Source organism: Ruegeria sp. B11, assembly GCF_056539785.1.
Genome location: NZ_JBQFVO010000001.1, coordinates 835,478 through 847,811, shown reverse-complemented (window position 1 = coordinate 847,811; position 12,334 = coordinate 835,478). Strand labels below are relative to the sequence as shown.

Genomic DNA, 12,334 nt, shown 5'->3' with positions numbered 1-12,334 from the left:
TCCTCTCAGGCGTAGATATCAGTCCAGAGCTCGTCCAGCGACGGCTCGGGGCTTTCTTTCGAGAATTCGGCGGCCTGATTGACGACCTCTTTGATCTCTTTGTCGATCGCCTTCAGGTCATCCTCGGTCGCGTGTTTGCCGGTCAGCAGCAGCTCGCGCACGTGCTCGATCGGGTCGCTTTGTTCGCGGACCTTTTGAACCTCTTCGCGTGTACGGTACTTGGCCGGGTCAGACATCGAGTGGCCGCGATAGCGGTAGGTTTTTACCTCGAGGATGTAGGGACCTTTGCCCGCACGGCAGTGGGCGACCGCTTTTTCACCTGCGGCTTTGACGGCCAGAACGTCCATGCCGTTCACCATTTCGCCCGGTATTCCGAAGGCTTGACCGCGGTGGTAGATGTCGGCCGAAGAGGTCGAGCGTGCTTGCGCGGTGCCCATGGCATACTGGTTGTTTTCGATCACGAATACCACCGGAAGCTCCCAAAGAGCAGCCATATTGAAGGTCTCGTAGACCTGACCCTGATTGGCCGCGCCATCACCGAAATAGGTGAAGGTGACGCCGCCGTTTTCTTTGTACTTGTCAGCAAAGGCCAGACCCGCACCCAGCGGAACCTGTGCGCCAACGATGCCATGGCCGCCATAGAAATTCTTCTCTTTCGAGAACATGTGCATCGAGCCGCCTTTGCCTTTGGACAGCCCGCCTTCGCGACCGGTCAATTCAGCCATTACGCCGCCCGGGTCCATACCACAGGCCAGCATGTGGCCGTGATCGCGATAGGACGTGATGCGCTTGTCGCCTTCCTTGGCCGCGGCCTCAAGGCCGACAACAACCGCTTCCTGACCGATGTAGAGGTGGCAGAAACCCCCGATCAGACCCATGCCGTAGAGTTGACCTGCCTTTTCCTCGAATCGGCGGATCAGCAGCATCTCGCGGTAATATGTGGTCAGTTCTTCCGCAGAAACATTTGGTTTCTTTGTGGTTTTTCGCGCAGCCATAGTGGCGATCTCCCCCTTTCGGCAAGATAGTTTAGCGTTAAACTATCTCATAGAGCATTTCACACGTTCTGGCGAGTACTAATGTTACGCGAGGGCAGGATACGCGAGTTGCGGCCTGCCACAGCTTATCTTCCGGGCGTTAAGGTGCAGAGATTCTTAGTCAAAAATTTCGTTAGCGGATGACGATCTCATCCGCGCGGATCATGCCGAGCACTGAGCGGGCCTGTTGATCCAGCAGATCGAGATCCAGATAGGTGTCTGACAGTCGGCGAGTCAGGTTCTCCATCTGCTCGATCTCGGCGTTCAGCTGCGCCAGATCGCGAGACAAAACATCGCGCTCGGCGGCAATCTCGACCCGGCGAAACAGACCGTAATCCCCTTGAACGGCGGCAAAGGTGAAATACACCCCCAGCATGAAGGCGATCGTGAAGAAAATGAAGGCCCCTAAACCGGGCCGATTGGAACGGGACACTGTGTTAACCGCCGTGTGAAATACTGCCTCAGAAACGCACCCTTTTTGGATGTCTCGACGCACTATGTCACAGGTGATTCGGCTTGTGAATCCCCTGAGTAGAAAAAGCTGAGACCTGAGGTTTGAGCGCTTACGGGTCCAGCGCGGCCACACCCGGCAAGGTCTTGCCTTCCATCCATTCAAGGAAGGCACCACCAGCAGTAGAGATATATGAGAAATCCGTTGCCGCGCCCGAGGCGTTCAGCGCGGCCACCGTGTCGCCCCCGCCCGCGACCGAGGTCAGCTTGCCATCGCGGGTTAGTGCTGCGGCCTTCAGCGCCGCCGCATTGGTTGCGGCATCGAACGGGGTCAGCTCAAACGCCCCCAGTGGGCCGTTCCAAATCAGGGTCTGGCTTTTTTCCAGCACTTCGGACACGGCTGCGACGCTTTCGGGACCGGCGTCTAGGATCATCGAGTCAGAAGGGCACTGATCAGCGGGCAGCACCTGATGCGGCGCGTTGGCCTCGAACACTTCGGCCACGACGATGTCGCGCGGCAGGACGATCGTACAGCCAGCGGCTTCGGCCTTGCCGAGGATTTCGGCGGCGGTATCGGTCATGGCGTGCTCGGCCAGTGATTTGCCGACATCGATCCCCTGCGCCAGTAGGAATGTATTCGCCATGCCGCCACCGATGACCAGATAGTCAACCTTCTCGATCAGGTTGCCCAGCAGGTCCAGCTTGGTCGACACTTTGGCGCCCCCGACAACCGCTGTGACAGGCCGCTTGGGCGCGCCCAGGGCGGCCTCAAGTGCGCTCAGTTCCTGCTGCATCAGGCGTCCGGCACAGGCGGGCAGCAGACGGGCCAGCGCCTCGGTCGAGCTGTGGGCGCGGTGCGCTGCCGAGAAGGCATCGTTGCAATAGATGTCGCCCAGCTTTGCCATGCCTTGGGCAAGTGGGACGCTGTTCTTGGTCTCCTCGGCATGGAAGCGGGTGTTTTCCAGCAGCAGAACCTCACCTTCCGTCAGGGCGGAGGCGGCGGTTTCAGCCTCATAGCCCACGCAATCATCGGCAAAGCGCACGGGAGCCCCAAAAGCGGATTCAAGTGCTGGCACAAGCTGCTTCAATGACAGCTCGGGTACATGCTGACCACCGGGGCGTCCGAAATGGGCCAGCAGGATGGGTTTACCGCCTGCGGCGAGGATATCGCGCACGGTTGGCACGATCCGTTGAATGCGGGTGTCGTCGGTCACCACGCCATCCGCGACCGGTACGTTGATATCCACGCGCACCAGAACCCGCTTACCGCCAAGATCCATATCGTCCAGAGATTTCCAGCCCATCGCGCTCATCCTTGCCCATTGCATCCAGTTTCAGCGGTTCTTTTCCTGCATTTTGCGTTCAGGTCAATGCGTCACTTGGCATTCGCGCGCCCGCGTCATAGGTATTTGCGCAAGTTTCAAAGACAGGAGGGCCAGATGGCCGAGATCAAAGACCCCGAAAACACGATCATCATTGAGCTGAAAGACGGCAATGTCGTTATCGAACTGCTGCCCGACGTGGCCCCTCAGCACTCGGCCCGCATGAAAGAGCTGGCGCGTGGTGGTGAATATGACAACGTCGCCTTCCACCGTGTGATCGACGGGTTCATGGCGCAAACCGGCGATGTGCAGCATGGCGACATGGAAGACGGGTTCAACATTCGTATGGCGGGCACCGGTGGATCGTCGCTGCCGAACGTTCCGGCAGAGTTTTCGAAACTGCCCCATGATCGCGGAACATTGGGTGCGGCACGCTCGGCCAACCCGGATTCGGCCAACTCTCAGTTCTTCATCAACTTCAAGGACAACCATTTCCTGAACGGCCAGTACACCGTGTATGGCCGCGTCATCGACGGGATGGAGCATGTAGACGCGATTGTGCGTGGTGAGCCGCCAGCGAGCCCCGACCGCATGATCAGCGTTAAGGTGGCTGCTGATGCATAAGCTGGCCGCAGTTTTTACCTTGCTGGCCAGCCCTGCGCTGGCAACCGGGCTTGAGATTGAGATCGAGGGCGAGGGCGCCAATGGCACCGTCACCGTCGACCTGTTCGAAGATATTGCGCCCAAGCATGTGGAGCAGATCACCGCTCTGGCCGCTGCTGGTCAGTACGATGGGGTTGTGTTCCATCGTGTGATCGATGGGTTCATGGCGCAGACCGGCGATGTTGAGTTTGGCCGTGTCGGTGGCGACATGCGTCGTGCGGGTACGGGTGGATCGGATCGCCCTGATCTGCCTGCTGAATTCTCGGATTTCAATTATGACCGGGGCGTCGTGGGTATGGCGCGGGCGCAGGACCCAGACAGCGCGAACTCGCAATTCTTCATTATGTTCGAGCCCGGCCCGTTCCTGAATGGTCAGTACACGGTTGTCGGTCAGGTGACAGAAGGGATGGACGTGGTCGATGCGATCAAGCGGGGCGATGGCCCTAATGGCGCAGTGATCGGACAACCGGATGCGATGAAAAAGGTCACTGTGACCGAATAAAAGAAAGCCCCGGCGCGCTTCTGCGGGCCGGGGGTTCTTGATGCGGCCGGGTCAATCGTCGTCCGACATCGCCCGCCAGATCAGTGCGCCAATCGCACCGCCGATCAAAGGTGCCACCCAGAACAGCCACAGCTGCGCCAGTGCCGGACCATCAGCAAACAACGCCACGCCGGTTGACCGGGCAGGATTTACGGAGGTGTTCGTCACCGGGATCGAAATCAGGTGGATCAGCGTCAATCCCAAACCAATCGCGATCGGGGCGAACCCGGCAGGCGCGCCGCTGGAGGTCGCACCGAGAATGATCACGATGAAGAACGCCGTCATGACGATTTCGATCACCAAGGCCGACATCATCGAATAGCCTTCGGGTGACGCCTCGCCATACCCGTTCGAAGCAAATCCTCCGACACCTTCGAATCCGGGCGCGCCACTGACGATCAGGTACAGCACCGCTGCTGCGGCGATCGCTCCGATCACCTGCGCGATCCAGTAGGGGATCAGATCCTTGGCATCGAACCGCCCGCCGATCATCAGCCCAAGGCTGACCGCCGGGTTGAAATGCCCGCCCGAGATATGACCGACCGCGTAGGCCATGGTCAGTACCGTTAGGCCGAAAGCGAACGAAACGCCCAGCCAGCCGATACCCACATCGGCCACACCTGCAGCCAGTACCGCGCTGCCGCAGCCGCCGAGTACCAGCCAGAATGTACCGAAGAATTCGGCCATGAGTTTTGATGACATGAAAAGCCCTCCAGAAATCAATGACTTTAAGGTTAATTCAAAAAACGCTTTTTGTGAAACTGTGAGAATGCGGGGAATTTTCCTTCAAGACACGTCAGATAGGGGGGCTGTTAGGGAATATGCTTATTCCGGTGTGTTGGCGATTAAGAACGACACACTCGGCCCAACTTGCGTTTTTCTCCTTTGCGCCCCAATGTCCGGTATCGGTTTTGGGCTTGTGATGTGGCGGGGGTATCAAAGTGAAGTTCAAAAAACTGTATTCGGATGCTCAAGGCGAAAGCCATTGGAAAGACATCGAAGTCGAACTTGAAGAGCAAAGCTTTGCACCACCTGCGAAAGCAATCGAGATTTCAAAGCCAGAAGCTGTCAAGCAAACCATGTTCTTGAGACTCAAGAAGGGTTGGGATGAGCCAATTCATCCCACACCTGTCGCTCAAAAGCTCATTTGTCTTTCTGGCTCAGTGCGCGTGACCGCGAGCGACGGGGAATTCAGAGATATTGGTCCGGGTGACGTCTGGCATATGGAAGACAAACACGGCAAAGGCCACCACACAGTTGTAACAAGCGATGATGATTTTCTTTCGATGATCGTGCAGTACGAGTAGCGGGGGCAACGCAGACCAAGCCCTCCTGATCAACCAAGCGCATTGCGGCACTTGCGCGGTGTAAGGCCGCTTCGTCCCGCATTGAGGTCATTGTTAGATTTAGACGAACACCCCAAAACAAAAAAAACGCCGCAGGGTATCCTGCGGCGTTGCTGATTTGTCTTGCCGATAAGTGTTTACTGCTTCACTTCCGCCGCCGGGTTGGCACCCGATTTGCCGCTGCGGCCCGGGTTCAGCGGGTCGTCCTGACGCTGCACCGAACCTTCGAAATGCGCACCGCTTTCAATGGCGATGGTCTTGTGGATGATGTCACCTTCGACGCGGGCGGTCGAGGTCAGGCGGACCTTCAGGCCGCGGACGCGGCCCACGATACGGCCGTTGACCACTACGTCATCTGCAGTGACTTCGCCCTTGATGGTGGCAGTCTCGCCGATGGTCAGCAGATGGGCGCGGATGTCTCCTTCGACGGTGCCCTCGACCTGGATATCGCCCGAGGTCTTGATGTTACCGGTGATGTGCAAATCCGAGGACAGCACCGATGCGGGTGGCTTGGGCTTGGGAGGGGTGCTGGCCTTTGTTTCAGCCGGTGCAGGTGTTGCCGGAGTGGCCGGAGCGGCTGGTTTTGCTGCCTCAGTCTCTTTCGATCCGGGTTCGTTGATTTTGCTCTTAGAAAACATTTCTCGCAGCCTTGATGTAAGTCATTGGGTTAACAGGTTTTCCGTTCACACGGACCTCGTAGTGCAGGTGTGTGCCGGTCGACCGTCCGGTGCTACCCATATCAGCTATATGATCCCCGCGCGAGACCCTTTGACCAACCTTTACGCGTACCTTGGTGTTATGAGCGTAAAGTGTCTCAATCCCAAAGGCGTGCTTGATCTTTACCAGCCGTCCGAAACCCGATTGCCAGCCTGCATGAGTGACAACACCATCAGCAGTCGCGAAGATATCGGTGCCCGAGGGGCCGGCGAAATCGGCGCCATTATGCATGCGGCGCCCGCCGGTTTTAGGGTCGCGGCGGGTTCCGTAGCCACTGGTATAACGGACAGCGGCGCGCACCGGGCTGGCGAAGGGGGCCTTTTCCGCAGCGATGCGATAGAGGTTCAGCTGGTCCATCTGTTCCAGCAGGATATTGGCGCGGATCTGGTCGGGGCTCAGCTCCTCACCGCGGGTGCTGAAGGATAAAGGGGTCAGCGGACCGCCCATACCGCTATATCCGCGCCGAACTTCGTCGAGGATACGATCTGTTGGCATGCCCGCGCTGCGGAACATCTTGTCGAGAGGTTCGACTGAGATCAGCATCGCCTCTTCCAACTGGCGGAAAATCTCGTCGCTGCGCTCCTGCATCAGGCGGATTTCAAGCTCGAGCTCGTCACGCTGGTCCAACGCGCCTTGCGCATCGGCGGCGATCTGGTCGCGCTGCGCCGCGGTCCGGGCCAGGGCATCGGTCATAAATGCCATATGTTCCGGGTTTGCCGATGCCATCGCATAAGCCGCGTCCGCATCATTGCTGGGTTGCAGTTCGGCCAGTTTGGTCCGCGCGTCTTCGCGTTGCTTCATAGTGGCACGCAGCGTGGTTTGGATCACCTCGATGCCGGTTTCCAACTCGCGCCGGCGGTTTTCGGATTCCAGCAATTCGGACTGCATGACCGAAATCTGTTCCAGAGCTGCGTTAAACCTGTCATGTGCAGCCAGCGCTTCGGCCGCACGCGCATCGCGCTCTTCCGACAGGATGTTCAGACGTTCTTGATACGTAGCCTGATCGCGCTTGGCCTGTTCCCGGAAATTGCCCGATCCGATGCTGTCCATCAACAGAACTGACGTGGCAATCGCGGTCCAGGCGACCATCACCGACACACCGGCGACTGCAGCGATCTGAGTTTCAGAACTCAGTCGGATGAACCGTGTGTCGTTGTCAGATTTCAGAAAAACACGGCGCTCTGGAAAGTGCCGCTCGAGCAGTGAGTGTAGTTTAATTGCCAGACGTGTCCGCACGCGTCCTACCTCAATTGTCCCCATATCTCGGAGCCGGTCGTGAGTGAGTAGCCGCTCCTTGACGCGATTGCATAAAGCGGTCGAGGCATTCGGGCAAGTTTGTTAACCAATCAAGAGCTATGAACGGAGAATTACCGCACGTGATCGGCGAGAACTTGCCGATAGCGAGCATTTGCTGTCAGTCCGACACAACTCCGGGTGGTGGCAGGTCTTCGGTCAGGGGCCAATAGAAATCTGGCGGCAGTCCGGCCTCGGCCCGTTTCTCTTCGTTAAATGGTGGTTTCAGCGCGCCGTGGAAATAGCGGCGGACGAGGGCGTGGAATACATCCTTGGGGTCGGCATTCTCGCGCCCGCACAAGAAGTGGAACCATTTCGAGCCATAGGCGACGTGACCAACTTCCTCGGCATAAATCACTTCCAGTGCAGCGACTGCGTCGTCAGCCTTGGCCTTGCGGAAAATGTCGACCATTCCGGGGGTCACGTCCAACCCACGTGCCTCAAGCACCATTGGGACGACGGCAAGACGACCCATAAGATCCTGTGCGGTGTCCTCGGCGGCGCGCCACATGCCTGCATGGGCGGGCAGGGCGCCATAGTGGCTGCCCATCTGTTCGAGGCAGTCGCAGACCATCTCAAAATGGCGCGATTCTTCTTCGGCGCATTTCACCCAATCGTCATAGAAGCCGATGGGCATGGGCACATGGCCAAAGCGCGCGATGATATCCCAATGCAGATCAACGGCGTTCAACTCTATATGAGCGACAGCGTGCAACAGTGCGATGCGGCCGGCCTCGGACCCAGCCCTTCGGCGCGGTACATCACGAGGCGACAACAGTTCGGGCTTTTCAGGTCGCGCAGGGTATAGCGGTGGCTTTGCGGTGCCCACTTCGATCTTGGGCGCGTCGCCCTGCCGGGCTGCGAACCAGGCAGCGGCGTATCGTTTGGACAGGGCGGTTTTCTCGCGACCGACTGATGTGGTCAAAACCTCGGTCGCCATTTCGGTCAGTGTTTTTGACACGCTTGCCCCCTTACGCTGCACTCCGCGCGGGTCATACCCTTGATGCCCGCGCGGGTCGAGAGGGCTAGAGCGCGCGTGCGGCCTCCAACACTTCGTCCACATGACCCGGCACTTTCACCTTGCGCCAGACACGGGCGATTTTTCCATCCGCATCAATCAGAAAGGTCGAGCGTTCGATCCCCATGGATTTGCGTCCGTACATGTTCTTTTCGACCCAGACGCCATAATCTTCGCACACGCTCTGACCCTCATCGGACAAAAGCGGCGTCGTAAGGCCGTGCTTGGCGACAAATTTGTCATGCTTTGCCACGGTATCGCGCGAGATGCCGAAAACGTTAGCACCCGCATCCGCAAAGGCTTGTAGTTGTTCCGAGAAACCGATGGATTCCTTGGTGCAGCCCGGCGTATCATCGCGGGGATAGAAAAACAGAACGACCGCGCGGCCACGCTGTTCCGACAGGGTCACCTCGCCGCCGCCGTCGCGAGGCAGTGTAAAGTCGGGTGCGATGTCTGAGACTTCGGGCATATTCAAACTCCGGCTGAGAAATTAACGGTTGCCGCATATCATAGGGCTCCGTTGACAGGTTGAAAGGCGTGAGACGCAAATTGGTCCAGCAAGAACAGCAGGATGACACGAAGGCGGATAAGAAACCCCGCCGTCGGTCGCGGCGTCGGACCGCAGGGCTGTGGACATTGCGCGGTGTCTTCATCCTTGGATTTCTGGCACTGGTCACCGGCTTTATGGTTGTCGGCCAGCGCATGCACGCGCCGGATTGGTTGCGCGACCGGGTCGAGGCGCGCCTTGATCAGACATTGGGTGGCGTCAAAGTTCGGTTCGGCGATGTCAGTTTCATCATTCATGAAGGCTGGCGTCCGCGATTGCGACTGACCGATGTTCGTATCAGCGATGCGGACGGACGGCAGATTGCCGAAGTGTCCGACCTGCGGGCCAGCCTGTCGATGCGCCCGCTGTTGCGCGGGCATTTGCGCCCGAAGCGGATCATATTGCAAGGCGCGCAGATTGCACTGACACGGGGTGTCGATGGAGCGCTGTCGCTGACGGTCGGTGCCGGAAGTGCGCCGGTCGGTCAGGCCCGGAACCTGGCGCAGCTGATTGAATCATCGGACGAGGTGTTCCAGGCACCTATTTTGTCAGCCCTGACCTCGGTCGAACTGGATGCAATTACGCTGGACTATCAGGACCTGCGGTTGGGCCGGTCCTGGGTGCTGGACGGCGGGCGTATTCAGGCCAACCGCAGCGCGGGTGAGGTTCGTCTGGCCACCAATTTCTCGGTGCTGGCCGGTCGCGATTATGTCAGCACGATCGAGGCCAACTATACCAGTTTGCTGGGCAGTCCCGCTGCGCAGTTCGGCATCTCGATCACCGATCTTCCCGCCGAGGATATCGCAGGCCACAGCCCGGCGCTGGCATGGATGCAGGTACTTCGCACACCGATCTCAGGTGCTTTGAGGGGTGGCATTGATACTGAGGGCGCGCTGGGGCCGGTCTTTGCCACGTTGAATCTGGGTGCAGGCGCCGTGCAGCCCACGCCTGAAACAACACCGATCAAATTCGACGCGGCGCGGACGTATTTTACCTACGACCCAAAACAACAGGCGCTGGATTTCAATGAAGTCTCGATCCAGTCTGCCTGGGGTACGGTGCAGGCAGATGGCAAGGCCTTTCTACATGGGGTCAAAGCTGGCGGGTTGGACAGTATGTCGGGGCAGTTCCGCCTCAGCGGGATTGAGATCAACCCGGCCAATCTGTTCCCCGAAGCACTGAATCTGACGCGGGCCGATGTTGATTTCCAGATGAAACTTGCGCCGTTCCGTATACAGCTGGGGCAAATGACGGTTGAAGACGGTGCACATCGCGCACGGCTCAGCGGGTCTCTGGCTGGTTTGACCGACGGCTGGGTCGCAGCCATTGATGCACAGATTGATCGGATGAGCTCTGATCAGCTGTTGAACTACTGGCCCGAACGACTTGCCCCGAAACCGCGCCTTTGGGTCACCGATAACCTCTATCACGGAGAAATGTCCGATCTGGATTTCGCCCTGCGTTTGCGGCCCGGAGAAAAGCCGGACATCTATGCGGATTTCGAATTCGACAAGACCGAGATACGGTTCGCCAAGACGTTGCCAACCATCCAAGACGCGCAGGGACAGGCCAGCCTGCTCAACCGGCGCTTTACCGTCTCGGCGCAAAAGGGGATTGTGATCGCGGATGAAGGAGGTACCGTTGATGCCTCGGGCACCTCGTTCATCATCCCCGATACCGGCATCAAAAAAACCACCCCGGCCATTGCGCGGATTAAGGCCAGCGGCAGTGTAACCGCAGCCATGTCATTGCTGGACCGCCCGCCGCTGCAACTGTTGACCAAGGCCAATCTGCCGGTGGATCTGGCCGACGGTCAGGTCAGTCTGAGTGGAACGCTTTCCTTGCCGCTGATCAAGGGCCTGAAGCTGGAAGATACCAGGTTCCATTTCATTGGCGAGTTGTCGAATTTGGACAGCAGCAAGCTGGTACCCGGATTTGAAGTCAGCGCAGACCGATTGGACCTGAACGGCGACCAGACGCAAGTGGCCATCCAGGGCGAGGGGCTGTTTGGTGTCGTACCGGTTGAAGCGCTTTGGCGGCAGCCGATCGGAGGCGAAACCCCGCAGCAAAGCGAACTGACAGGTCAAATCGAACTCTCCCCGCGTCTGATGGAACAAATCAATGCCGGACTGCCGCGCGGCATGTTGACCGGAGAGGGGATCGCCGATTTCAGCCTGAGTCTTGGTGCGGGTGAGCCCCCGCGCTTATCGGCACAGTCCGATTTGGTTGGCGTCGCGTTGGCGATCCCTGAGCTTGGATGGCGCAAATCAGCCAGCACTGGCGGCTCTCTGACTGCCGAGGCCACGCTGGGCGCTCAGCTAAGTGTCGATTCCCTTCGGATCAACGCTGCTGGTCTACGGACAACTGCAGCGATCTCGTTCCGGGATGGCGGGTTCGAAAGGGTACGGTTCAGCACGTTCGAACTGGGCGACTGGCTTGCAGTTCCGGCGGAATTGATTGGGCGTGGCGCCGCGCTGCCGGATATCCGTGTGTTGGGCGGCGTCCTTGATCTGGGAAAATCCACCATCGGCGAGGGAGGCAGCAGCAGTGGTGCTGCCGGGCCCGGGCCAAAGCTGGATGTGAAGCTGGACCGACTACAAGTCACTGAATCCGTTGCGTTGACCGGGTTGACTGGCTCGTTTCAAACCACTGGCGGACTGACCGGCAACTTTGCGTCGCAAGTCAATGGCGGTGCAGCGATCCGCGGACAGGTCACCCCGCGCGCGTCCCGATCTGCGGTTGGTCTAACCTCGGACGATGCGGGGGCAGTTCTGCGATCAGCGGGGGTTCTGACGCAGGCACGCGGTGGAACAATGCAATTGCAGCTGGATCCGATCGCGGAGCCTGGAAACTATGACGTCGACCTGAAAATCAAAAATACGCGGATCACGGACGCCCCGGCCATGGCAGCGATATTGAACGCGATCAGTCTGGTGGGGTTGCTGGATGAAATGGCGGGGCAAGGTATTTTCTTCGCAGCCATCGACAGCAAAATGCGTATCACTCCGACCGAGGTGAAGGTGCTGAGCGGTAGTGCCGTGGGGCCATCAATGGGGCTGTCCTTTGATGGTACGGTCGACACTGTAGCCGGGATGCTGAACCTGCGCGGCGCGATTTCACCGATCTATCTGGTCAATGCAATTGGCAGCGTTCTGACCAAAAAGGGGGAAGGTATCTTTGCCTTCAACTACACTTTATCCGGACCGCTGTCCGACCCGCAAGTTTCGGTCAATCCTCTGTCTGGTCTCGCACCTCTGTTTCTGCGCAACCTGTTGCGCGAGCCTGCGCCAACGGTCTCGGATGGCCCGAATGCCACACCGGATCGATCTGGCGAACCCAATCCCGCCTTCCAGACACGTGGCGAGGATCGCTGATCTGAGCTGTGGCCGAATCTGTCGGGCCG

12 protein-coding genes are annotated in these 12,334 nt (G+C 58.7%); 4 read left to right on the top strand and 8 right to left on the bottom strand.

What is annotated here, in order from left to right:
* Window positions 1-5 precede the first annotated feature (5 nt).
* The 3 genes from pdhA to ACR0I1_RS04255 form a co-directional block, all read right to left on the bottom strand.
* Complete coding sequence (gene pdhA, locus ACR0I1_RS04265; protein WP_170396516.1) at window positions 6-995, bottom strand: pyruvate dehydrogenase (acetyl-transferring) E1 component subunit alpha; 990 nt, start codon at window positions 993-995, stop codon at window positions 6-8.
* A 172-nt stretch (window positions 996-1,167) separates the two neighbouring features.
* Complete coding sequence (locus tag ACR0I1_RS04260; protein ID WP_170626672.1) at window positions 1,168-1,467, bottom strand: FtsB family cell division protein; 300 nt, start codon at window positions 1,465-1,467, stop codon at window positions 1,168-1,170.
* 130 nt (window positions 1,468-1,597) lie between these two features.
* Complete coding sequence (locus ACR0I1_RS04255; RefSeq protein WP_480705115.1) at window positions 1,598-2,788, bottom strand: phosphoglycerate kinase; 1,191 nt, start codon at window positions 2,786-2,788, stop codon at window positions 1,598-1,600.
* A gap of 135 nt (window positions 2,789-2,923) precedes the next feature.
* Between ACR0I1_RS04255 and ACR0I1_RS04250 the strand changes: the two genes are divergently transcribed.
* Both ACR0I1_RS04250 and ACR0I1_RS04245 read left to right on the top strand, forming a co-directional pair.
* On the top strand, window positions 2,924-3,430 hold the full coding sequence (locus tag ACR0I1_RS04250; RefSeq protein WP_170396522.1) for a peptidylprolyl isomerase: 507 nt from the start codon (window positions 2,924-2,926) through the stop codon (window positions 3,428-3,430).
* Window positions 3,423-3,971 (top strand): peptidylprolyl isomerase, encoded by a 549-nt coding sequence (locus ACR0I1_RS04245; RefSeq protein ID WP_170565963.1) that lies wholly within the window; start codon window positions 3,423-3,425, stop codon window positions 3,969-3,971. The genes ACR0I1_RS04250 and ACR0I1_RS04245 overlap by 8 nt, the downstream gene beginning before the upstream one ends.
* Before the next feature lie 51 nt (window positions 3,972-4,022).
* Here the strand turns inward: ACR0I1_RS04245 and aqpZ are convergent, their stop codons facing one another.
* Window positions 4,023-4,712 carry an aquaporin Z gene (gene aqpZ, locus ACR0I1_RS04240; RefSeq protein WP_170396526.1) on the bottom strand — a complete coding sequence of 230 codons (690 nt, stop codon included), beginning with the start codon at window positions 4,710-4,712 and terminating at the stop codon, window positions 4,023-4,025.
* A 239-nt stretch (window positions 4,713-4,951) separates the two neighbouring features.
* Between aqpZ and ACR0I1_RS04235 the strand changes: the two genes are divergently transcribed.
* Window positions 4,952-5,317 carry a cupin domain-containing protein gene (locus ACR0I1_RS04235; RefSeq protein ID WP_008758336.1) on the top strand — a complete coding sequence of 122 codons (366 nt, stop codon included), beginning with the start codon at window positions 4,952-4,954 and terminating at the stop codon, window positions 5,315-5,317.
* A 176-nt stretch (window positions 5,318-5,493) separates the two neighbouring features.
* Here ACR0I1_RS04235 and ACR0I1_RS04230 read toward each other — a convergent pair whose 3' ends face one another.
* From ACR0I1_RS04230 to ACR0I1_RS04215, 4 genes are all read right to left on the bottom strand, one after another.
* Complete coding sequence (locus ACR0I1_RS04230; RefSeq protein ID WP_170396528.1) at window positions 5,494-5,994, bottom strand: bactofilin family protein; 501 nt, start codon at window positions 5,992-5,994, stop codon at window positions 5,494-5,496.
* Window positions 5,984-7,309 (bottom strand): DUF5930 domain-containing protein, encoded by a 1,326-nt coding sequence (locus ACR0I1_RS04225; RefSeq protein WP_480705111.1) that lies wholly within the window; start codon window positions 7,307-7,309, stop codon window positions 5,984-5,986. The genes ACR0I1_RS04230 and ACR0I1_RS04225 overlap by 11 nt, the downstream gene beginning before the upstream one ends.
* Before the next feature lie 178 nt (window positions 7,310-7,487).
* Window positions 7,488-8,306, bottom strand: coding sequence for a ferritin-like domain-containing protein (locus ACR0I1_RS04220; RefSeq protein WP_480585689.1), 819 nt, complete (start codon window positions 8,304-8,306; stop codon window positions 7,488-7,490).
* An 85-nt stretch (window positions 8,307-8,391) separates the two neighbouring features.
* On the bottom strand, window positions 8,392-8,853 hold the full coding sequence (locus tag ACR0I1_RS04215; protein ID WP_170396533.1) for a peroxiredoxin family protein: 462 nt from the start codon (window positions 8,851-8,853) through the stop codon (window positions 8,392-8,394).
* Between the two features lie 68 nt (window positions 8,854-8,921).
* Between ACR0I1_RS04215 and ACR0I1_RS04210 the strand changes: the two genes are divergently transcribed.
* Window positions 8,922-12,305, top strand: a complete 3,384-nt coding sequence (locus ACR0I1_RS04210) for a YhdP family protein (RefSeq protein WP_480705109.1) — start codon at window positions 8,922-8,924, stop codon at window positions 12,303-12,305.
* The last annotated feature ends 29 nt before the right edge of the window (window positions 12,306-12,334 follow it).